This window comes from Marinobacterium jannaschii DSM 6295 (genome assembly GCF_000620085.1).
Classification (GTDB): domain Bacteria; phylum Pseudomonadota; class Gammaproteobacteria; order Pseudomonadales; family Balneatricaceae; genus Pontibacterium; species Pontibacterium jannaschii.
Genome location: NZ_JHVJ01000007.1, coordinates 255,901 through 278,380 on the forward strand (window position 1 = coordinate 255,901; position 22,480 = coordinate 278,380).

A 22,480-nucleotide genomic window follows, 5' to 3' on the forward strand; every position below is an offset into this window, starting at 1 on the left:
ATAAGACAAATTCTTAATTTTCAGCGAGCAGCCTCAAGCGTCAGCACCAGATCCTTAAACGCCTCGCGATTCACCTCATTCAGCTCCATCAGTACTCGGTGAGCAGCAATAATTCGTTCTCGCATAAGCTCTTCTGATTCCAGCATCATTGGCAGCTGCTTCAGATCAGAGCAGCTGGTTGGAAGCTCGGTAAGCAAAACAAATATATGATCAAACCCCATACTCATCAGAATATGGGTAATATCGGAGTTCGTTGAAACCACCGCCGGATCTGGCAAGCCTGAGCGCCTGGCCTTGATAGACAACTTTGCAATCAGACCCAGCGAGGTACTATCGATCGCCTCGGTTTCGGTGAGATCAACAAGTATCTCGCCAACCGCATTCCCCTGCAGAGCCTGCTCAATATGACTATCCAGCGTAGCACACAAGGTCAACCGGACATCACCAACAAACTTAAGAACGTAGTGACCATCAAGGCAAGCTGAATAAATAGAGCCTTCTTTCATACTACTATCTGGAAATCGTCATTATCGCTATATCATCCGGCGCCATACTGACACCGCCCGAAATAAGCGCCCGCTGCAAATCATGGGCCGAACCACCTTGCAGACGATGCACCAGAGACATAAGCGAAGCCTCTTTAGCTTCCATGCCATGATCCGGGAGCACCTCAAGGACACCATCTGAGAACAACGTTAACTGAAAAGACTCAGGTAACTCAATGCTTCTTTCATCAAATACCGGCTCTTCAAACAATCCTACCGGCATCCCCCGCCCCTTCAGGAAATCTATCTGCTCCCCACTTTGAAGCAATGGCATCGGATGCTGACCACCAATGGCATAGGTCAGCCGATTCTCATCAAGATCTATTATTCCAGCAAAGATACTCAGGTGCTTACCCAGGGCGGCCTCAAGAAGCTCCTTATTAATACGCTTCAGAAACTGAAGGGGCGACAAAATATCATAGCTGGAACCGCGCCGGAAATTGCGCAACAGCCGCCCGGTCATATTTTTTAGCAGCACCGTCACCAGTGCAGATGAGGCCCCGTGCCCTGAAACATCAGCAAGATAGAAAACCACACGATGCTTATCTAAAGCAATAGCATCCACAAAGTCCCCACTCAGATAAAGCGATGGTAGCAGGGTATAATCCACCGTCATACCAGCCAAGACCTGCTGTTCCGGCGGCAACATATTCTGCTGAACCTTCAGCGCAGCTTGCTGATCGTCCTTCAACTCGGCCAGACGCTGCTCCAACTCTTCACGATAGCGCTGATTGTCTTCCAATAACTGCGCCTGCCTCAATGCGGAGGAGACCAGTTCAACGAATTCTTCAGATTGACTATGCAGCGAAGCCACTGGAAACAGGTCGGACGCCCCCGACCTTAAAGCCCCGAACAACAGGGAGGAGTCATCTTCATCCAGCAGAACCACAAGAGGCTTACAACGATGGCGACAAGCAATATCCTTTACTGCAGCCAACACACCCTCAGCGCCCGGCCTGAAAATCACTACCGAATAAGCCCGCTCCTCAAGTGCAACCAACGCCTCACCGAGTGAAAACCGGGTGACAACCCGAAAGGCAGGCAGCTCAGCCTCATTGAGCATTTCAAATACTGTATCAATCACCTGCGATGGACGATCAATCAATAGTACAGCCTGATCCGCATGCCCCATTTGGGACCTCCCACCTGCCAGAACTTCAGCCCCGCCCAGAATTCATCTTCACCAACGAAAGCTAGAAATCATCGTCATCAAATGACTCTAGCTGCCCGTCGTTCACCTGAAATTCCCGACGCTGCAGATATAGATTTCTGATAAAAAGGTACTTGTCACCGGAAATAAGCCTTTCAGCTTCCAGCAACCCAGCCCGCTGATCGATAGCACGTAATGCCGTCAGGCTATAACGCAATGTATCATCTTCCAGGTTGTTGTATGGAGAGGTGACGCTCTCCGCAACAAAGCCGACACCATCCCGTACCGTTGACGGGCCAAAGAAAGGCAACATCAGGTAGGGGCCACTTTCAAAACCCCAGTAGCCCAAGGTCTGACCAAAATCCTCGTCTGTCTCAGGTAACCCCATCGGGGTTGCCACATCGATAAACCCCGCCAGGCCAATTGTGGTATTGAATGTCAGGCGAGCAAAATCATTCAATGCAGGTTCGAATTTTGCCTGAAGCACATTATTGACGAAGGAACCAATATCACTGATATTGCCAAAGAAGTTGGAGACCCCTGTCTCTACAACATCCGGTGTCACAGCTTTATACCCCAGGGTGGCAGGCTTCAATAAATAGCGGTCAAAGCCTTCATTGAATGCAAAGATACTGCGGTTCATCCCCTCCCAGGGATCTACCTCTGCCTCTTCCGCAAACACGGGCACAGAAACCGCTGAAGCTATCACACCGACAGCAACCAGCTTAAGTAACATCTGCTTCATAACATCCTCATTCAATATCAGGCTCCGTGCAATTTTATACCCCTTACAACTCAACAATAAACACTCGGAGAAAAATAACCGGCAATTCAGCCGCAGAAAACATCGCACGCTAAAAACCGGGCACAAAAAAGGGCCCCCTAAGGAGCCCTTCTCTCAAACCTGACTAGTCAGATCAGAACTTAGAAGTCTACGCGGTAGCCAACTTCCAGAGTATCAGCTTTACCAGCTGTTTCTGCATCGCTGTCAGCCAGAGTGTAAGCCGCGAATACGCGTGCTTTTTTACCCAGTTTCTGCTGAACTTCCAGTGCGGTCAGAGAACCTTCGTTGTCGAAATCCAGGTACTGACCGATCAGCTTGGTGTTACCCATAGCGTAAGAACCAACAACTTCGTAAGTATCAGAGTCAGCAGAGCCGTCTACAGAATCGTTAGTTTCGTAACGAGCAGCAACATACAGAGCGTCAGCGCTGTAAGAAACAGCTACAGCAGAAGTGCTGTCAACTGCAGCGCCAGTAGCTTCTTCCAGCTGAACAGTAGAGAGACCGAAGCCCAGACCGCCCATGCTGTAAGTAGCAGCCACGTTGTAGCCAGCTACGTCTTCCTGAGTTGGATCAGAATCGTCGCCACCATCCAGTACAGCTACAGCTGCAGCCTGGAAGCCGGACATGTTTGGAGTGATGTAAGCAACAGTGTTGCCCAGACGGAAGTACTTCTGAGTACCACCAGTAGCACCGTTATCACCGATATCAGTAGCGCCACCAGTCCAGTTGTAGTGAGGAGTCCACTGCTGACCGATTGTAGCAGTACCGAAATCACCAGTTGCACCTGCGTACCACAGACGACCGTCGCCGAAACCAGCGTCGTCGTTGTTACCTACTTTCCACTCACCCTGGAAAATACCTTTAGCGCCGGAGAACAGCTCAGTAGAACCCTTGATACCAACACGGGAAGAGTTGTCTGCTACATCCAGAGTTTTGTCGTCAGCAGAAACAACTTTCAGACGTACGGAACCGTACAGAGTAGCGTCAGCCTGTGCAACCATTGGAGCAGTCAGAGCACCGGCAACAGCCAGAGCGATCAGTGACTTTTTCATTAACATTTCCCCTTCAATATTCAACGTACTAGTAGTGAATTCTAGTTTTTCGTCGCCCCTGTTATGCAGGGCTTCTAGAAAAATACTATAAAACGAACTTATTTCAAACAGATGAAAGTATTTTTTTCACGCTGCCTGTTTTACCCCGAAACAAAGATTATCGCCCGGAGTATTAACTCAAACTTAATGCCCTTATTTACAGGCTCCCCAGCCATAAATAAGTAGCGTCAAATCTAAAATTGACGGCATTACAGCATACCCCGCTAAGCAGTGCAACCACCTGAGGGGAGATTCACCCTTCACGGTCGCATCAAGGCAACATATGGCTTGACCTGTATCAAGCGGTGGCTTGTAACCATTGCTGTTTCAGGCGTTTCTCCGAAACTGTCATCTCGGTACCCAATTGCTGAGCGAATAACGAGACCCGATATTCCTCCAGCATCCAGCGATAGTTCTCTAGTTCACGACTATACAATCCCTGCTTATCCAGCTGGGCCTTCTTCGCCAGATACTGAGACCAGTTCGCCGAAAGCTGCTCACTTAACATACGCTCATGATTAATTTCGCGACGGAATTTTTCCAATCGTTTATCTATTGCACTCAGATACCGGGGGAAGTGCTGCAATCGGGACCAGGGTGTATTACGCAGATAATCAGGAGAAATCAGATAGGTCAATTGCTGCTTAACATCATTTAACACCGGCACAGCCGCCAGATCCATTTTCCCTTTTAATTGCTTTTGAATTGAGTGATAAGACTGATGGCATTCAAAAACAAAAGCTGATAAAGCTGCAACAGTAGAAACCAACTCAGCCTTTGCTGCGCTGACCCGCAGTTGAAACTCCGCTTCATCTCCCGGCAATGCTTCATCCAGTTTTAAAACCTGTCGAAGCGCCTGGGTAATGCATTGAGATTCAAGCTGCTGCTTGTTCATTACCCGCGGGGCCAGCATGACACTTTTATCCAACTCCGGCATAGCACGCTTTGCCGCCCGAATCTGATCCTTCATCGCCTTCTCTGCCAACCTGCAGATTCCGAACACCGACTGATACTGGGCATCTTCGGCGCTACTCAGCACTTTCAGCACCACCTGATCCCCCTGGTCGATCAATGCTGGATATGCTTCCACCTCGATACCACCAGCCTGGCGCAGCGTAATCACCCCCGGCAGCTGACCGAAGTCCCACCGGGTAATACCGTCCCGGCCCCAGCTTTCTCCAGGACCACGCTGTAGCACAGCCTCTAGCTGATCCGCATACTTTTCGCTTAGTGCAGCCCAATCCCTTGATTGTTCAAGTATTTTTCCATCCTCATCCAGCAGACGGAGATTAAAATAGCTATGCTTTTCCAGCGAGGAGGCTCGCAGCATCTCGACATCGGCCGCCACGCCCGTCATTCTCTTCAGCTGCAGGGCGATCGCTTCGTACAGATCCCCCTCAGCAAAGACCACTTTCTGCAGTATTGCCTCAACATAATCGGGAATTGGTACATAGTTCTTGCGCTGCTGCTTCGGCAGGCCCTTGAGGATCGCGACACACTTCTCTTTCAGCATACCGGGCACCAGCCATTCCAGACGGAGCTGCGGCAGCTGGTTAAGCAAAGCCAGCGGCAGGTGCAGTGTGACACCGTCATCGACTGCACCGGGTTCAAAGTTATAGCTCAACCGCAGCTTAGCTCCGCCTATATCCATCTGATCCGGATACTGGCGGGCATTGACGTGATCGGCCGAGCGCTGAAGGATATCTTCCTCTGTCATAAACAGCGCTTTGGCATCGCCCTGTTCAATATCCTGACGCCACTTCTCGAATCCCGCACCGTTGATCACACCCTCTCCACCATGGGAGTTCAGCTTCAGACGATAAAACTGGTATAGCTGCTCTTCATCGACCAGCAGGTCACGCCGGCGAGACTTCGCCTCAAGCTTTTCAATACCTTTTAACAGCGACCGATTGTGGCGGAAAAACTCACCCCGGGTATGGAACTCCCCCTCTACCAGCGCCTGGCGGATAAAAATGTCGTGACTGGCAACCGGGTCGACCTGCCCGTAATGTACCTTGCGGCGGTTCACGATCACCAGCCCATATAGCGTGACCTGTTCCAGAGCTACCACCTGGGCGCGCTTTTTCTCCCAGTGCGGTTCGAGATAATTGCGTTTAACCAAGTGCCGGGCTAACGACTCTGCCCACTGCGGTTCAATTTTTGCCACCATGCGAGCATAAAGACGCGCCGTCTCCACCAGCTCTGCCGCCATAATCCACTTAGGCGCTTTTTTGAATAACATAGAACCGGGGAAGATAAAGAAGTGCTTATTCCTTGCACCGAGATACTCTTTATTCTCCTGCTTGAAGCCCATCTGACTCAGCAGGCCGGCCAGAAGCGCTTTATGAATCGCTTCGTAACCGGCCTCATCGCCATTTTCCTTTAATCCCAGCTCCTTACACACCAGATGCAACTGGCGATGCACATCACGCCATTCCCGCATACGCATATAAGAGAGGAACTGCTTTTGACAGAACTTGCGCAGCTGACTTTGACTTAGTTCCTGCCGCTGCTCTTCATATAGCTTCCACAAGTTAAGCATCGACATAAAATCAGAGTCTTCATCCGCATATTCCCGGTGCTTCTGGTCGGCGGCCTGTTGCTTATCAGCCGGGCGCTCACGCGGATCCTGCACACTCAGGGCGCTGGCAATCACCAGCACCTCACTCAGACTTCCCTGCCGCGCGGCCTCCAGCACCATCCGACCTATACGCGGATCAACCGGCAGTTTGCTGAGATTACGCCCCAACTGAGTCATCAGGCGCTTGGCATCGACCGCACCCAGCTCCTGCAACAGCTTAAAGCCATCATTAATAAAGCGGCTGTCGGGTGGATCGATAAACGGAAACTCAGATATGTCGCCCAACTTCAGGTTGAGCATCTGCAGGATAACGGAGGCCAGATTTGTGCGACGGATCTCCGCGTCAGTAAACTGCGGCCGGCCAGCAAAATCCTCTTCACTATAAAGACGGATGCAGATCCCCTCGGCGACACGACCACAGCGCCCTTTCCGCTGGTTGGCACTGGCCTGAGAAACCGGCTCGACCGGTAAGCGCTGTACCTTGGAGCGGTAGCTGTAGCGACTGATCCGGGCATAACCAGGGTCAATTACGTAGCGAATGCCCGGTACAGTCAGCGATGTCTCTGCCACATTGGTTGCCAGCACGATACGACGCCCGGCCCTTCCGGAAAGATGGAATATCCGGTTCTGCTCCGCCACGCTGAGGCGCGCATATAGCGGCAGGATTTCGGTATCTCTCAGTTGTGCCTTACGCAGGAAGTCGGCGGTTTCGCGGATCTCCCGCTCACCACTGAGAAATACCAGTATATCTCCCGGCGCACTTCTTTTTTGCTGTCGCTCTAGCTGCCGGAGCTCTTCAACCGCCAGTAAAATACCTTGAGCCTGGCCGATATCCCCCTCATCGTTCTCATTCAGCGGACGATACAGCGTTTCTACCGGATAGGTCCGGCCCGATACTTCGATAATCGGCGCATCATTAAAGTGCTTAGAAAAACGCTCCAGATCGATGGTGGCAGATGTGATAATAATCTTAAGATCGGGGCGCTGTGGCAGAATCCGTTTCAGATAGCCCAGCAGGAAGTCGATATTGAGGCTTCGCTCATGCGCCTCATCAATAATCAACACTTCATATCCACTCAGGAGGCGATCCCGCTGGGTTTCAGCCAGCAGAATTCCGTCGGTCATCAGCTTAACCAGGGTATGATCCGTTACCTGGTCGGTAAACCGCACTTGATAGCCCACCGTGCCACCCAGCTCTGAACCAACCTCTTCGGCAATACGGGCAGCGACGGTTCTGGCAGCCAGCCTTCGGGGCTGGGTATGACCGATCAGCCCCCGCACGCCCAATCCCAGCTCCAGACAGATTTTCGGCAGCTGAGTTGTTTTACCGGACCCGGTTTCACCCGCCACCACAACCACCTGATTTTCGGCAATAGCTTGTTTAATCTCGTCTTTCTTCTGACTGACCGGCAGATCGGGATACTTTATCTCGCCCAGCTGAGCAGCGCGCCGCTCAACGACTTTCAGCGACTCAGCGATCTTACGTTCAACCTCCTCCAGCATGCGACTGGCGGGCTGATTGTTACGCAAACGTTGCTCAGCCTGATTTAATCGGCGCTGTAATGGAAAAACATCCGCAAACAGGCACTGACTGAGGCGGGATTTCAGATTGGCTATTGATGAATTCACGACTAACTGTATATCCGAAAACAGAAGACAAGCCGGCGATTATACGCAGGCTGAAAAAAGATCATAAGTGGCGGCGGGGTTTAAGCTGCTTGCTCAGCTCCTCCTCGCGAAGGACCCGTCGCAACAGTTTACCGATATCATTTTTCGGCAGACTCTGACGAAATTCAAGCTGCTCCGGCACCTTGTAGGAGGTCAGACGTTCACGGGCATAATCGCGCACCTGCTTGAGCCCCAGGCGCGGATTCTCCGTAACAATAAACAACTTTATAAAAGCCCCTTTCTCTTCGCAGGGAACACCGATCACGCAGCACTCCATCACATCGGGATGGCTGCAAATAATATTTTCCACTTCGCTGGGGTAGACCGAAAACCCCTGGGTCTCGATCACATCGACCTTACGATCCAGAATCCGGATTCCGCTCGCAGATAAGCGGGCCATATCGCCGGTGGATAACCAGCCGGTCTCCGGATCTTTTTCCAGCGTGCTTACCTGAGGCCCTTTGACCTGCAACTCCCCGGCCTCACCGTGCGAGAGCAGATTCCCCTCCTCATCCACCACCCGAACCTGGGTCAGAGGTAGGGGAAGGCCAGCCCCGCTGAGCTGCTCTTCGGGTAAGTTTACCGAAACGATGGGGGAAGCCTCTGTCAGCCCATAACCTTCTGTGATACGGCAGCCAGTGACTCGCCACCACTGTTCAGCGGCTGATGCGGTCAGAGAGGTTCCACCGGAGATCGTTAGCCGCAGATGAGAAAAATCCAGCTGCCTGAACTCAGAGGAGCGGCATAGCCCCACAAACATAGTGTTAAGCCCGGCCAGCACAGAAAAATGCCAGCGAGATAGCGTCTTCACGACACCTTTGGTATCTGCCGGATTAGTAATCAGCACAAGATGATGACCTTTACCCAGCATGGCCAGCAGGTTCAGGGTGAAGCTGTAAATATGATAGAGGGGCAACAGGGTCACGACGACCTGGGGCAGATCCCCTAACCGGGCGATGATCAGCTTATCCGTCTGGACAAGATTAGCGATCAGGTTACGGTGACTCAGCGCAACCAAACGGGGCTTGCCTGTGGAGCCACTGGTGAATTGAATAACCGCGTCATCAGCCGGCGATGACTGTACCGGGCTGAGTGTCAGCCGCGCGCCAAGCTGCAGACACTTAGTCAGGCTATACGCTTTCGGGATTGAACTGCGGGGCACTATTTTTCTGATATAGCGCGCCTGAAAGTTGATTGTCTGCCGCTTTGGAAAAGGATGCAGGTCGGCCAGTTCGGTAACAATGACATCAAGCGGCGGCAAAACCGGCAGTACAGCTTCCAGTAGCTTCACCGAGTTCGCCAGTACAATAATGGCTTTGGCGCCGGCCGCTTTCAGCTGGCGGTACAGCTCATCTTCAGACAGCAACGGGTTGATATTTACAACCACAAAACCAGCCCGGAGCAATGCCAGTACAGCCACAGGATACTGCAACAGGTTAGGCATCATCAGGGCAACCCGGTCTCCCGGGCGCAGCTGACTCCGGCTCTGCAACCAGGCGGCAAGGTCCCGACTCAGAGAGAGTAACTGACTATAACTGAGACTGGACCCCATATTGGAAATGGCCGGATTTTCCGGATTACGAAGAAGGCCGCTCTCCAGATAGGAAAACAGATCGACCGTATTATCGATTTCAGCCAATAACTCCCGTTCATTGCAGTCCAATGGTTCCCCCTGCGTTTCAATCGGCAATAGCGGAACGGGACCAGCTGGGATCACCATCAACAAAGACTATCATCTCGCCAGTTTTCAGCGCACTCCAGTCTTCGTTTTCTGTTAGCGGATCGGTTGCAATGACCGTCACAACATCCTTGGGCGTGGTTTCCTTATAAAAATCCACCGCCATCTCATAATCCTTCAGGCTGGCTTCACCAAAGGGTGCGCGCCGGGTCAGCCAGGAGAGTTTGGTCGTGCAGTAGCAGTAAAGATGGGTCGACTCACTTAGCAGCATATTGTAGACCCCCAGAGCCCGCAGCTGCTCGCAACAACTGTGGATAAAGCTATTGAGCTCAGCAAAGTCATCTGGCCGCGTTGGGAAACGTTCACGGATCTGTCCCAGCAGCCAGCAGAAAGCATACTCACTGTCGGTGGTACCAACAGGACGATACTCTCCCAGAGGCATATCAAACAAGGCGGGATCAAGCTGGCCGTTGTGAGCAAAGGTCCAGATATAGCCCCAAAGTTCCCTTGAAAAGGGATGGGTATTTTCCAGATTCACGGCCCCTACATTGGCCTGCCGGATATGGCTGATAACGACATGACTTTTGATCGGGTAGTCTTTAATCAGCCTGGCGATCTCGGAATCAACACTGGGAGCCGGATCATGGAAACTGCGCACGCCTTTTCCCTCATAGAACGCGATACCCCAGCCATCCCGGTGCGGTCCGGTGCCCCCGCCTCTCTGCATCAGGCCACAGAAGCTGAAGCAGATATCGGTTGGCACGTTCGCACTCATTCCCAGCAATTCACACATTTATTTCTCCTGCTCAGTCCAGGGCGCGATCAGTTTTCAATCAGATCAGGTAGCGCCATGACATCTTTAACCCTGCGTTCACCCTCAAAGCAACCTTTCGGGCTGATGGACATCTCTTTGCTGACAACTGTAGCACGGACCCGGCCACCGGCCTCCACATGCAGCTCATCACAGTAAACCTCCCCTTCGAGGATACCACTGACAATAATCTGCCGGGCACGGGTAACACCGCTGATATGGCCGCTCTTACCGATAGAGATATAGTCCATAGAGGATATGGTACCGTCAAAAATCCCGTCGACGTGCATCTTACCGACGATACTCATCTCACCACTGAACTTATTTCCCTCTGCGATAATAGTTATGGCAGAGCGTTCTGATTTAGCGGATACATTTCTTTTAAGGATGCCCATTTCAGATGCTTCACTTCAGTAAACAGAGATTCAAAATTATTCAGTCCCCAGGCGATAAACGGCTCGGGATTAATCGGAGTATGCAGGTGGCGAACCTCATAATGCAGGTGCGGCCCGGTTGAGATACCCGAGTTGCCGCTCAAGCCAATCAACTGACCTTTCTTAATCAGCTGCCGACTGCTTACTTTTACTTTACTCAGGTGAGCAAAATAGGTTTTAAAACCGAGATTGTGCTGAATGATCACCAGATAACCATAGCCGCTCTTCTTATGGTACCCGGCAAACTCAACCACGCCATCAGCCGTTGCATAGACCGGCGTACCTGTTTTGGCCTTAAAGTCGATCCCGGCATGCTTAATCCGTTTCTTTGCTACCGGATGTATACGGTAGCCAAAGCGATCTGTAATTCTGGGCGATGTAATCGGTTTACCATTCGGGATGCTGTGCAGAAAAAACAGCCGTTTCTGGGCGATCACTTCCAGTTCCTGCGCCCTCTCGCGGTCGACCTTATCTGAAGCAGGCAGGCCCAGTAGTGACTCCACAGCAGAAAATGATTTATCCAGCGATTGATTTAACTCACCGATACGGAGATTCTCCTGCTCCAGCAACTGCTTTTCACTGGTTATCTGGCTCAACGACAGGGTCAGGTGCTCCAGCTGTTGCTGGTAGGACTGCTGCGAATCGGCGATCGATGCATAGTCAGCTTCCAAACGCTGATGATTCTGCTCCAGTAACTGATGGTTTTGCTCAAGTACCGCCAGATCGTCTGATGTCTGGAATAATAAAACGTTGGATATGAAAAAGCTGGCTGCAGCCGCCAGTAGAAATGCCAGTAAAACGTATTTGGCAATCTGTCCCAATGAATACTGACGTGAGCCACGTACGGTGGTCAACGTGACAATCAAGCGGCCTTTCAAAATATAACCCTGTACTTCCTGTCTACATGCGGCCGCTAATATACCGCAAATGAAGGTATTGTCATAAACCCCGTGCGCTTGCCAGTCAGTTTCCGGCCAGTTTCAGCTTTCTGATCAGCCAGGGGGTTGTCGGCGCCTGCACAATCAATGTAAATAGCACCACGCCATAGGCTATAGACTGAATAGTAAACCAGGACTCGACTTCCAGCGGCAGTGAAAGCGCCAGCGCGACGGTCACCGCTCCCCGCACGCCTCCCCAGTAGATCACCAGACTGTGGCGCCAGCCCATTTTTTCACCGGGCAGCAGAGCCACCAGCGGCATAAACACCGTCATTGCCGCCGCCCGGGATATAAGAATCGCGCCGATCCCTATCAGCATTGCCAGCCATTGCTGCTCAAACATGGTCCAGGTCACCGTGACTCCCAGCAAAAGGAATATCAAAGCATTGGCCAGTTCACCATTAAAGGCCCATACCGCGCCCAGCTGATCATTATCACGATCAGCAAAACGTCGTTGCAGCTCGCCAAAAATCAATCCACTTACCAGTACCGCCATCACTCCGGAGACATGCAATACGGCTTCAGCCAGCAGATAGCTTCCATAAGCTGCAATCAGCGTAATCAAAATCCGGGTGAAAGGCGTCGAGAATAACCGGTACAGCAGGCCTAAGAGCGCCGATACGCCACAGCCTACCAGCATGCCACCAAAGAAAATCATCAGGAATCGCTGCAATACAACGTCTGCCGTCAGCGTGTCCGTCGCCATTAGCAACAGTCCCGATAGCAGGGTAAATAATACGATCGCAGTGGCATCGTTAAACAGGCTCTCACCATCCACTAACAGAATAAGTCGCTCTGATACCCCTGAGCTACGGAAAAGATCCAGCACGGCAGCAGGGTCTGTTGCCGACAGCAGCGCACCGGTCAGGAAGGCCGCGAGCAGCGGGAAATAGGCCGGATAACCAATCCCGTAGTAGAGCAGGAACGAAGTGATGCTGGCAGCCAGTAACATCATCGGCGTCGACATCAGCAATATGGCCAGCAGGTTACGCCACAGCGAGCGCCCGTCCATATGCAAGGCAGACTCAAAGACCAGCGCCGGCAGAAAAACGTAGAACACCAGCTGGTGAAAGTGCTGCCACCGCAAACCCAGATCAACCCCGGCCATGGTCACCAGTTCTGAACCGACAAATCCCCCCAGCACCAGCACCAGGCTATAGGGCAGATGAAGCTTTTGGGCCAGCGGAGCCAATACCACCGCAAATAACAGCATTCCCATAAACATCAGTACGATACTGGCGATATCCAAAACAGCCCTTCCTTTATATAGAAGCAGTATCATCAAATCGTGGCAGAGACGCCCGAAAGATCAAGCAATTCGCACCCTGTATTGTGATGTGCACGCAAAAGCTGTTGTCAATTCAACCAATAGGCAACCCCGCATACATGTAGACTTCACATTAAACTGCTAGCTTAGGAGATCCGGGCAGTTTTGAAGTCGCCCGCAATTTGAGCGGGGAGTTTAAAAGACGGGTAACAGGTCTGATGCCCGTCACTGCAGTTTTTGAAAGCCTCGGTGTATGGCGATAAAAAGCAAAAAGGAATCAAAATGAGCCAGAGAGATATCGTAGTTGTTAGCGGCGTGCGCACAGCTATAGGTGGTTACAATGGTAGCCTGAAGGACAAATCACCCTGCGAACTGGCAGCCGCCTGTGTCGCTGAAGCGGTCTCCCGCTCCGGCATCAACCCTGAAGATATTGGTCACAGCGTTTTCGGTAACGTTATTCATACGGAACGCCGTGACATGTACCTTTCCCGCGTTGCCGCTATCGAAGGAGGCCTGCCCCAGGAAACACCGGCACTGACTGTAAACCGCCTCTGTGGCAGCGGCCTGCAGGCGATTGTAACTGCAGCCCAGCAACTGGAACTGGGTCATTGCGATGCCGCGGTGGCCGGAGGCGCTGAAGTAATGAGCCGTGCTCAGTACTGGATGCCATCCGCGCGTTTTGGTCAGCGCATGGGTGATACTACCCTGATTGACGCGATGGTGGGGGCACTGACTTGTCCGATCGATAATACCCACATGGGAATCACTGCCGAAAATATCGCCGAGAAATGGGGTATCAGCCGTGAAGAACAGGATCAGCTGGCCGTCCTGAGCCATCAGCGTGCCGAAGCGGCGATCAATGCAGGTCACTTTAAAGACCAGATCATGCCGGTCGAGCTGAAAAGCCGTAAAGGCACTGTGATCTTCGATACAGATGAGCACACCCGTCTGGGCTGCAAGATTGAGGATATGGCGAAACTGCGCCCGGCCTTTAAGAAGGACGGCTCCGTCACGGCGGGGAATGCTTCCGGCGTCAACGACGCAGCAGCCGCCGTGACCCTGGCCACTGCCGACCTGGCTGCCGCTCAGGGCCTGAAGCCAATGGCGCGTCTGGCCGGTTACGCCTTTGCCGGTGTCGAACCTAAATATATGGGGATTGGCCCGGTTCCGGCCGTACGTAAACTGCTGGCGCAGGCAAACCTGGCGATCGGTGATATCGATGTGTGGGAAGTAAATGAGGCATTCGCAGCACAGGCGCTGGCGGTAGCGCGAGATCTGGAGCTGCCGGCAGATAAGGTCAATCCGAACGGTTCAGGTATCTCTCTGGGACATCCTATTGGCGCTACCGGTGCGATTATCACCGTCAAAGCGCTGCATGAGTTACAGCGCACTGGCGGTCGTTACGCGGTGGTCACTATGTGTATCGGAGGCGGCCAGGGCATTGCAGCTCTGTTCGAGCGCGTTTAATTCGACTGAAGTCGTCCTTTGAGACGTCCTGAAAGCTCCTTTTTCGGGGAGAGCTCCGGCTCTCCCCTTTTTTTGAGCAAGCTAATCCAGATCGGAAAAGCTGTAATCAGGATTGATCATCACAGGCAGCGGTTTCCGCCAGTGGCGTTATCCTGTAGCAAGGCTGGTACTCCTGATAGTTAATCTTCATGCGACGCTGGGCAACAAAAGACTCCAGTAACGCATCCAGTGCTTCCATAATGGCCGGCTCGCCCTGCAGCTCAAAGGGCCCATGGGTTTCGATCGCGCGAATACCGGGTTCTTTTACGTTCCCGGCAACAATACCGGACAGACCACAACGCAAGCTTGCGGCCAGCTGACAATCAGACTGGTTACGGGACAGCTTCAGATCCGCCATATTCTCATGGGTCGGCTCAAACGGCTCCTGAAATGCTTCGGGAATATGTAGCTGCCAGTTGAAATGGAACGATTCGCTGGTGGCCTTACGGTAAGTAGTCACCGCCTCCAGCCCCTCTCTCATCTTCAGCGCCACTTCATGCGGGTCTCCGACGATGATCTGATAGCGCTCCGCTGCTTTATCTCCCAGCGTCGAGCGGATAAAGCGGTCAACCGTTTCAAAGTAGGCTTCGCTACCCTCAGGTCCGGTAAATATCAGTGGATAGGGCAGGTCATGGTTCTTCTCATGCAGCAGGATACCCAGCATGTAGAGAATCTCTTCCGTAGTACCCGCCCCTCCGGGGAAGACAATGATGCCATGCCCCAGGCGCACAAACGCTTCCAAGCGTTTCTCGATATCAGGCATGATGATCAGTTCGTTCACAATAGGGTTCGGGCTCTCTGCGGCAATAATACCGGGCTCGGAGATACCAACATAGCGGGCTTCTGAAATCCTCTGCTTGGCATGAGCTATCGTGGCCCCCTTCATCGGCCCTTTCATCGCGCCGGGGCCACAGCCGGTGCAGATATTGAGGCCACGCAGCCCCAACTCATATCCTACCTTTTTGGTGTACTCGTATTCATGGCGGCCGATTGAGTGCCCCCCCCAGCAAACCACCATATTCGGCTTAACATGGGGGCGAATCGCACCGGCATGGCGCAGAATATGAAACACCATGTTGCTCAGGTTCTCGCCCTCCCGGAGCCCTTCACAACGCTTTTCAAGCTCGTCCCCTACATAGAGCAAGTCCCGCACCACTGTAAACAGATGTTCGCGGATACCGGTAATAATCTCACCATCAACAAAGGCCGAAGCTGGTGCATTCACCAGTTCCAGCTGGATTCCCCGGTGTTTGTGACTCACGCGGATATCGAATTTTCGATACTTTTCAAGAACCTGTTTGGTGCTGTCCAGTTCACTGCCGCAATTAAGTACGGCAAGACTGCACTGACGAAAAAGACGATAAAGACCACCCTGGTTAACATCCTGCAGTTTGGCTACTTCATTGGGTGACAAGCTGTCCAGGTGATCCAGCGGCGTAACATTCGCTGTTACAAAATGTTCGGTAATCATGCATTACCACCTCCTGCGGAAGCCGGTACAGGGGTCAGGCGTTATTTTTCTGTTCTAAAGCCCGAACGTATTTCCTGTCCGACCGTTATTGTACAGCCCCTACTGTTGAACAAACCTGTGACGGTTTCGTGAAGCAGCAGGGGGCGGAGTTCACCCCGAAAACCGGTCCGCTTAAGCATCACCGGATACCGGTTCGTCACGCCGGTTCAGCTTTCAAGGCCACTCCCATCCATAGCTTCACTATAGGCTATAGATCTGACTCGCGCACAAACCGTATAAAAATCAAACAGTTCAGCCAACCAACAGCTGCCTGACGAAGGCTGGCACTACCTCGCTCGCCGGGCCATAGCAATGTTCTTCGAAGGCGGAACGCACCTTAGACGGCTCCAGGTTCAACTCGACAGTCCGGGCACCGGCTGCGGCTGCAACCTCGACAAAGCCGGCGGCAGGATAGACGTGCCCGGAGGTACCGATCGACAGGAACAGCCCACAGTTCTCCAGCGCATGGTAGATACGTTCCATCTGCATTGGCATTTCGCCAAACCAGACGATATCCGGCCGCAATGTGCCCGGTCTGCCGCAACAGGGGCAGCGGCTCTCCGTATCGCAATCCTCATGGTGGTTGTGGATTTCACCACTCCGGGTACAGCGCAGATTGAGTAATTCACCATGCATATGGATCAGTTTGTGACTCCCGGCCCGCTCATGCAGATTGTCTATATTCTGCGTTACCAGTAGCACTTCGCCCGGGTACCTCTGCTCCATTTCGGCCAGCGCGCGGTGTCCTGCATTCGGGTTGATCTGCGGAGAAAGAAGGTGCCGGCGGCGCTGATTATAGAAACGGTGAACCAGCGACGGATCACGTTCAAATGCCTCAGGCGTCGCCACATCCTCAATACGGTGATCTTCCCAGAGTCCATCTGCGGCACGGAAAGTACGAATACCCGACTCGGCAGATATTCCGGCGCCGGTAAGAATAACGATCGGCGGTAACGACATAGCGACTCCTTTTTCAATATTCGGATGTCATACAACAGCAACATCCTTTCTGGACTATTCTAGAGTGTATGGGAACCTGAGACCGGATCGTTGTATATCCTGCAATAAATTCATTTGCTGGCAGGCTATAACGATCAGTCAGGGATTCCGGCCAGTATCAGTCAGTCGTAGCGGAAAGAGGATCCCGTTGACAACATGCTTCCGGTATTACAGCCGACCGTTGAAGGATACGACGGTGCCAATGGCCTGCCGCCAAAGGCTTTTCGGGTATTCCCCCGAGCTGTCGTTATGCCACTGGTTACCAGCCTGTTCAGGCCTGGTAACAACACTCCTTCCGGCACGGCTTACGCCTGTTGTCGTCAGCTACCGCCATGCCTGCACCGATATATCCAAAGTTCACGGCGCTGCCGTAACGCCCTTTCTGTCTGCTGCATAGGGAAAACGCTATGACTGCATCCAAACTCTACATACTCGATACCAACGTCCTGCTGCATGACCCAAAGTGTCTTCATGCGTTTAAAGAGCAGGATATCTCTATCCCCATGACCGTGCTGGAAGAGCTGGATGACATAAAAGATCGCAAGAAAAACGTGTCTCAGGAAGCACGCTATGCGATCCGTGCTATCGATAAGATTCTTTCCGAAGCCCAGACGCCTTCCCAGATTACCAAGGGCGTCAGAATCAGAATTCCGGGGACAGACGGCCAGCAGGAGATCAGCCTGGGTAAGCTGAGCATCTTTCCGGACCATGAGCTCACCATGCAGCGGGGCTTTCTGCCAAACCAGCAAAACAAGGACAACCAGATAATTAACTGTGCCCTGCACCTGCAGTCCACCAACCCCCACCGCAAAATCATCCTGGTCACCAAAGATATCAATATGCGCCTCAAGGCCCTCGGCGCGGGCCTGGAGAGGGTCGAGGATTACCGCACCGACCAGCTGGTCTCTGACCTCGACCTGCTGCCCTCTGGCCATGAGTATATTGAAGGCCTGTTCTGGGAACAGGTTGAAGAGGTGAAAAGCTATCAGGTCGGCAGCCATACTTATCACGATGTGGACCGCAGCCTCCTGCCCAAAGCGTTCCCCGGCCAGTATATATTCGATGAAGGCGAGGAGTTCGCCGCCCGCGTCAGCTCAATCAGCGACGATAAAGTCACCCTGCTCGATCTGGGTAACCAGCACCTGATGCAGCAGAACTGCTGGGGCATTGAGCCAATCAATATATTCCAGGCCTTCGCCATGCACTCCGTACTCGATCCATCGGTTGATCTGGCGATTCTGAACGGGGCGGCAGGCTCCGGTAAAACCCTGATTGCACTGGCCTGCGCCCTGGAAATGGTGATCGAAGAACGCCGTTACAACAAGATCATTGTCACCCGTTCAACGCCGCCTGTGGCGGAAGATATCGGCTTCCTGCCGGGAACCGAAGAGGAGAAGATGACACCCTGGCTCAGCTCGATCCACGACAACCTGGAAGCCATGCATGAGCATGATGAGCGTCCGCAGAGCAGCGTGAAATACGCCATCGAAAAAGCCAATATTCAGTTTAAATCGCTGAACTTTATTCGCGGCCGCAGTATTCAGGATGCCGTGCTGCTGATCGATGAGGCTCAGAACCTGACGCCATCCCAGTTGAAAACCATTATTACCCGCTGTGGTAAAGGCACAAAAATGATCTGCCTGGGTAACCTGGCCCAGATCGACTCCAACTACCTGACAGCGCTCACTTCAGGCCTGACCTACGTGGTTGAACGCTTCAAGCCGTTTGAAGGCGCCTGCACCGTGCACCTCGAAGGCATATTCCGCTCCCGACTGGCCGAATACGCTGAAGAACATCTCTGAATGGGATAACAGGATCTCGCGGGGCGGCTCAGGCCGCCCTGTTTGGTATCAGGCTCCAACCGATTTACAATGGGCAAAAACTACAATTCCGTCGCCACCTGCCCGTAACCGAAACCATGCGCCTTGCCAAAAAATGCCTGATCCTGCTGGTCAGATGCTATCAGTTGCTGATCAGCCCGGTACTGGGCAACAACTGCCGCTTTTACCCCAGTTGCTCCCATTACATGATCGAAGCGATCGAGTTACACGGCCCCCTGAAAGGCGTATGGCTGGGCCTGCGCCGGTTGTCACGCTGCCATCCGTACAGTGACGGAGGCTTCGATCCCGTGCCCGGTCATTGCGACTGTGCGTCAGGGCCAAAAGATACAGGCGATCCCCCCGCCTCCCGCGAACAGTCAGACCATCGATAGCTTGGACATCGCCTCAGGGTAGGCCATACTCCATTGATATAAGAACAATTTTCCGGAAGTCGGTAGCGGTCACGGCGATTGCTGGCAGTCGCGCCCTGGCCCGCCAGAACGTCCGTCTATATCAGGAAGATAGAAGCCGCGCCTATGTTCAGTACCTATAGCGTTATTATGCTGGTTATCGGCTATATGGCCGTTCTGTTCGGGATTGCCCAATGGGTGGAAAAACGGCTGGAAGGCTCCGGCAATACCTTTAAGAGCCCCTGGATTTACGCCCTTTCGCTGGCAATCTACCATACGTCTTGGACCTTTTACGGCAGCGTAGGCTTCGCAGCTACCTCCGGCTTGCTGTTTTTCTGCATCTACATAGGCTCACTGATCAGCATCGCATTCTGGTGGAGCACCCAGCGCCGGATGGTACAGGCGAAGGAAACCTTCCATATCACCAGCATCGCCGATTTTATCTCCACCCGCTACAACCGCTCCCAGAAGATTGCTGGTGTCGTTACGCTGATCGCGATCATCGGGGTTATGCCCTATATTGCGCTTCAGCTCACCGCGATTACCAGTAGCTACAACCTGATCACTCATGAAGTCACCGCATCTCAGGATTGGGAGCTCTCCGGTATCCTGACAACCGGCATGATGATCGCCTTTACCATCCTGTTTGGCGCCCGCCGTCTCGACCCCACCGAACGTCATCAGGGGATGGTTATTGCACTGGTGGTGGAATGCCTGGTTAAGTTGGCGGCCTTTCTTGCGATTGGCATCTTCGTCACCTATCACCTCTATGATGGATTTGGCGATATCATTAACCGGCTGCACGAACAGCAGCTCAGTCACGTGATATCGATCAGCGGCGATAACGGATATACCATTGCGGTCACCCTGATCGTGCTGAGTTTTTTTGCTGTGCAGTGCCTGCCCCGCCAGTTCCATATGGGGGTGGTCGAAAATACCGACCAGAACCATATCAAAACGGCTATGTGGGTATTCCCGCTGTATATCATCGCTATCAATATCTTCGTCTTACCGATCGCAGGCGCCGGGCTGTTGAGCGGCTACGATATCGCTCAGGCCGATTACTTCGTGTTGCTGCTGCCTCAGCTGGCGGGTCAGAACGAGCTGACCCTGGTTGCCTTTATCGGTGGTTTTTCCGCCGCAACCGGTATGATTATCGTCACGACGATGACCCTCTCGACCATGGTCTCGAACCACCTGGTACTGCCGCTGATCGAACGAATTAATCTGCTCTCGGCCGGGCGCGCCTATCTGCTGCAGATCCGCTGGGCGGTGATCACACTGATCCTCACCGGTAGCTACTGGTTTGCAAATGAGTTCTCCGAATCCCATATCCTGGTCGCTATTGGCCTGATCTCTTTTGTCGCTGTATTTCAGTTCGCTCCGGCCATGTTTGGCGGTATATTCTGGAACCGGGGTAACAGCGCTGGCGCGCTGATCGGGCTCGCAGGGGGCGCACTGGTATGGTTCTACACCATGGTACTGCCCACCTTTGTCCGACAGGGCTGGTTCGACGCCCAGTTGATGACGGAAGGCCCTCTTGGAATTAGCCTGCTCAGGCCTGAAGCACTGATGGGCGTCGAAGGACTGCCGGCGGTCACTCACAGCCTGCTATGGAGTGGCCTTGCTAATATAAGCCTCTATGTTATCGGCTCACTGATCTACAAACCGCATAAGAACGAGCGCAACCTGACCACCGAATTCATCTATACCATGCAGCCGAAGTCACGCCCGCATCGTGCACGGCCAACCGGGCTGGATGCTTATATCGTACTGGAACACAAACTGGCCGAAGCCCAGTCCCTGCTGTCCAGCTACCTTAGCGACGACAAGGCCAGCAGCGCCATCCATACCATCGCAGAAGACCTTCAGGTACTGAAGAAAGCGCACATCACCATCATCGAACTGGTGGAATTTCACCGTATGGTAGAGCATACCCTGGCAGGTTCAATCGGGGCCGCCAGTGCCCACAGTACGATGGAAAACAGCATTCGTTACACCGAACGCGAAGCTGCAGACTTGCAGGCCCTGTACAGCCATATCGTCACCGAGCTTGGCGGCCAGAATATTGTGGACGCAGAACCCAGCGTGCCAGCTCAGGAGCAGGGCAGCTTCGGCCTGATTGAAGATCTGCAGTCACAGATCGACAAACTCCAGACCCGGGTACAGAAACAGGATCGCATGATCCAGGAGATGGAGGAAAAGCTGGAACATCGCTATGAAGAGATTTTCCGCTATCGGCTGGAAGCCCAGAAGGCCCAGCAGGAGAATAAAAACCTACAGAAAGAGCTGGAAGAGCGAATCCGCCTGAATATGTAGTCCACTCTACAGACATAAAAGAAGGGGCTTACGCCCCTTCCCTGCTTCCAGCTCTATCAGGCCTGTGCGGCCGGTTCTCGCTGCAGATGCACCTCCATCTGCGGGAACGGGATAGTGATACCTTCGGCATCAAAGCGCAGTTTTACCTTTTCAGTGGTATCCCAGAGTACCGGCCAGTAGTCGCTGCTACGGACCCAGGGACGCACCACAAAATTAACGCTGCTATCGGCCAGCGCACCCACGGCTATTGTCAACTCGGGCGACTTCAGTACGCGTTCATCCTCTTCCATAATTTCAGTGAGGATGCGCTTGGCTTTCAGCAGATCATCACCATAGCTAATGCCAAAAACCATATCGACACGACGGGTCGGGCGTTTGGAATAGTTGACGATCACACCATGGTAGATCTCTCCGTTCGGTACAATCAGTTCTTTGTTATCCACTGATCGCAATACTGTTGTGAAGATCGACACCTTCTCAACAATACCTTCAGTACCGGCTATCTTGACGTAGTCTCCATCTTTAAATGGACGGAAAATCACCAGCATCACACCTGCAGCAAAGTTCTGCAGTGAGTCTTTCAGGGCAAGGCCAACCGCCAGACCCGCAGCACCCAGCAAGGCGATCAGGGAGGTTGTGTTAACCCCCAGCTGATCCAGTGATGCCACGACTACCAACAGTAAGAATATCGTACTGATAATTGAGGTAATGAAGTCGATCAGGATCTGATCCATCTTAGATCGGGACAACCCCTTCTCAATCAGTTTCACCAGCTGCCGGGCGACAAAACGGCCTACGATAAATACAGCAAGCGCCATGGCAATGTTAATTGCCCACGGCAGCACGTAGAGATCGAGGTATTCCTGATACTCACTCATTCAATCTTTCTCCATAATGATCTGTCAGCGTGAGGATATTAATAAGCTATAAAACTGTAGCCAACTGGCGACAAAAACCCACTAAAACACA

The 22,480-nt window shown here is 52.8% G+C and carries 17 protein-coding genes; 4 read left to right on the forward strand and 13 right to left on the reverse strand.

The window, feature by feature from the left end; translation table 11 throughout:
* Positions 1-20: 20 nt before the first annotated feature.
* The 10 genes from Q354_RS0107600 to Q354_RS0107645 form a co-directional block, all read right to left on the reverse strand.
* Positions 21-506: an STAS domain-containing protein gene (locus Q354_RS0107600; RefSeq protein WP_027857079.1), complete on the reverse strand. Its 486-nt coding sequence runs from the start codon at positions 504-506 to the stop codon at positions 21-23.
* Positions 507-510: 4 nt separating this feature from the next.
* Complete coding sequence (locus Q354_RS24960; RefSeq protein ID WP_027857080.1) at positions 511-1,677, reverse strand: PP2C family protein-serine/threonine phosphatase; 1,167 nt, start codon at positions 1,675-1,677, stop codon at positions 511-513.
* Between the two features lie 61 nt (positions 1,678-1,738).
* Positions 1,739-2,440 (reverse strand): MlaA family lipoprotein, encoded by a 702-nt coding sequence (locus Q354_RS0107610; RefSeq protein ID WP_027857081.1) that lies wholly within the window; start codon positions 2,438-2,440, stop codon positions 1,739-1,741.
* Between the two features lie 179 nt (positions 2,441-2,619).
* Complete coding sequence (locus Q354_RS0107615; RefSeq protein WP_027857082.1) at positions 2,620-3,531, reverse strand: porin; 912 nt, start codon at positions 3,529-3,531, stop codon at positions 2,620-2,622.
* Between the two features lie 337 nt (positions 3,532-3,868).
* Positions 3,869-7,780, reverse strand: a complete 3,912-nt coding sequence (gene hrpA, locus Q354_RS0107620) for an ATP-dependent RNA helicase HrpA (RefSeq protein ID WP_051559973.1) — start codon at positions 7,778-7,780, stop codon at positions 3,869-3,871.
* A gap of 61 nt (positions 7,781-7,841) precedes the next feature.
* Entirely contained in the window at positions 7,842-9,458 is a 1,617-nt protein-coding gene (locus Q354_RS24965; RefSeq protein WP_169828869.1) for an AMP-binding protein, read from the reverse strand.
* Positions 9,459-9,498: 40 nt separating this feature from the next.
* On the reverse strand, positions 9,499-10,290 hold the full coding sequence (locus tag Q354_RS0107630) for a class II glutamine amidotransferase (RefSeq protein ID WP_027857084.1): 792 nt from the start codon (positions 10,288-10,290) through the stop codon (positions 9,499-9,501).
* A 29-nt stretch (positions 10,291-10,319) separates the two neighbouring features.
* A complete protein-coding gene (locus Q354_RS24970) occupies positions 10,320-10,703 on the reverse strand; it encodes a bactofilin family protein (protein WP_084332511.1) in 384 nt (127 codons plus the stop codon).
* On the reverse strand, positions 10,652-11,620 hold the full coding sequence (locus Q354_RS0107640; RefSeq protein WP_027857085.1) for a peptidoglycan DD-metalloendopeptidase family protein: 969 nt from the start codon (positions 11,618-11,620) through the stop codon (positions 10,652-10,654). The genes Q354_RS24970 and Q354_RS0107640 overlap by 52 nt, the downstream gene beginning before the upstream one ends.
* A gap of 85 nt (positions 11,621-11,705) precedes the next feature.
* Entirely contained in the window at positions 11,706-12,929 is a 1,224-nt protein-coding gene (locus Q354_RS0107645) for a cation:proton antiporter (protein WP_051559975.1), read from the reverse strand.
* 300 nt (positions 12,930-13,229) lie between these two features.
* Between Q354_RS0107645 and bktB the strand changes: the two genes are divergently transcribed.
* Entirely contained in the window at positions 13,230-14,414 is a 1,185-nt protein-coding gene (gene bktB, locus Q354_RS0107650) for a beta-ketothiolase BktB (protein ID WP_027857087.1), read from the forward strand.
* Between the two features lie 106 nt (positions 14,415-14,520).
* Here the strand turns inward: bktB and ppnN are convergent, their stop codons facing one another.
* On the reverse strand, positions 14,521-15,924 hold the full coding sequence (ppnN, locus tag Q354_RS0107655) for a nucleotide 5'-monophosphate nucleosidase PpnN (protein ID WP_027857088.1): 1,404 nt from the start codon (positions 15,922-15,924) through the stop codon (positions 14,521-14,523).
* A 291-nt stretch (positions 15,925-16,215) separates the two neighbouring features.
* Positions 16,216-16,923, reverse strand: coding sequence for a Sir2 family NAD+-dependent deacetylase (gene cobB, locus Q354_RS0107660; protein WP_027857089.1), 708 nt, complete (start codon positions 16,921-16,923; stop codon positions 16,216-16,218).
* 446 nt (positions 16,924-17,369) lie between these two features.
* Between cobB and Q354_RS0107665 the strand changes: the two genes are divergently transcribed.
* The 3 genes from Q354_RS0107665 (at position 17,370) to Q354_RS24975 (ending at position 21,511) form a co-directional block, all read left to right on the forward strand.
* On the forward strand, positions 17,370-18,764 hold the full coding sequence (locus tag Q354_RS0107665; RefSeq protein ID WP_027857090.1) for a PhoH family protein: 1,395 nt from the start codon (positions 17,370-17,372) through the stop codon (positions 18,762-18,764).
* 116 nt (positions 18,765-18,880) lie between these two features.
* Positions 18,881-19,174, forward strand: coding sequence for a membrane protein insertion efficiency factor YidD (gene yidD / locus Q354_RS27845; RefSeq protein WP_084332513.1), 294 nt, complete (start codon positions 18,881-18,883; stop codon positions 19,172-19,174).
* A 144-nt stretch (positions 19,175-19,318) separates the two neighbouring features.
* Positions 19,319-21,511, forward strand: a complete 2,193-nt coding sequence (locus Q354_RS24975; RefSeq protein WP_036228912.1) for a sodium:solute symporter family protein — start codon at positions 19,319-19,321, stop codon at positions 21,509-21,511.
* 56 nt (positions 21,512-21,567) lie between these two features.
* On the opposite strand, the gene Q354_RS0107680 is transcribed toward Q354_RS24975, so the two are convergent.
* A complete protein-coding gene (locus Q354_RS0107680) occupies positions 21,568-22,389 on the reverse strand; it encodes a mechanosensitive ion channel family protein (RefSeq protein WP_027857091.1) in 822 nt (273 codons plus the stop codon).
* Between the last annotated feature and the right edge of the window lie 91 nt (positions 22,390-22,480).

Excerpts from the sequence above, each read along its gene's own strand:
- yidD (WP_084332513.1), top strand. The coding sequence starts at position 18,881 with ATGCGCCTTGCCAAAAAATGCCTGATCCTGCTGGTCAGATGCTATCAG.
- Q354_RS0107610 (WP_027857081.1), bottom strand. The coding sequence starts at position 2,440 with ATGAAGCAGATGTTACTTAAGCTGGTTGCTGTCGGTGTGATAGCTTCA.
- Q354_RS24960 (WP_027857080.1), bottom strand. The coding sequence starts at position 1,677 with ATGGGGCATGCGGATCAGGCTGTACTATTGATTGATCGTCCATCGCAG.
- Q354_RS0107615 (WP_027857082.1), bottom strand. The coding sequence starts at position 3,531 with ATGAAAAAGTCACTGATCGCTCTGGCTGTTGCCGGTGCTCTGACTGCT.
- Q354_RS24970 (WP_084332511.1), bottom strand. The coding sequence starts at position 10,703 with ATGGGCATCCTTAAAAGAAATGTATCCGCTAAATCAGAACGCTCTGCC.
- cobB (WP_027857089.1), bottom strand. The coding sequence starts at position 16,923 with ATGTCGTTACCGCCGATCGTTATTCTTACCGGCGCCGGAATATCTGCC.
- Q354_RS24975 (WP_036228912.1), top strand. The coding sequence starts at position 19,319 with ATGTTCAGTACCTATAGCGTTATTATGCTGGTTATCGGCTATATGGCC.
- Q354_RS0107630 (WP_027857084.1), bottom strand. The coding sequence starts at position 10,290 with ATGTGTGAATTGCTGGGAATGAGTGCGAACGTGCCAACCGATATCTGC.
- Q354_RS0107680 (WP_027857091.1), bottom strand. The coding sequence starts at position 22,389 with ATGAGTGAGTATCAGGAATACCTCGATCTCTACGTGCTGCCGTGGGCA.
- bktB (WP_027857087.1), top strand. The coding sequence starts at position 13,230 with ATGAGCCAGAGAGATATCGTAGTTGTTAGCGGCGTGCGCACAGCTATA.
- Q354_RS0107600 (WP_027857079.1), bottom strand. The coding sequence starts at position 506 with ATGAAAGAAGGCTCTATTTATTCAGCTTGCCTTGATGGTCACTACGTT.
- Q354_RS0107665 (WP_027857090.1), top strand. The coding sequence starts at position 17,370 with ATGACTGCATCCAAACTCTACATACTCGATACCAACGTCCTGCTGCAT.
- ppnN (WP_027857088.1), bottom strand. The coding sequence starts at position 15,924 with ATGATTACCGAACATTTTGTAACAGCGAATGTTACGCCGCTGGATCAC.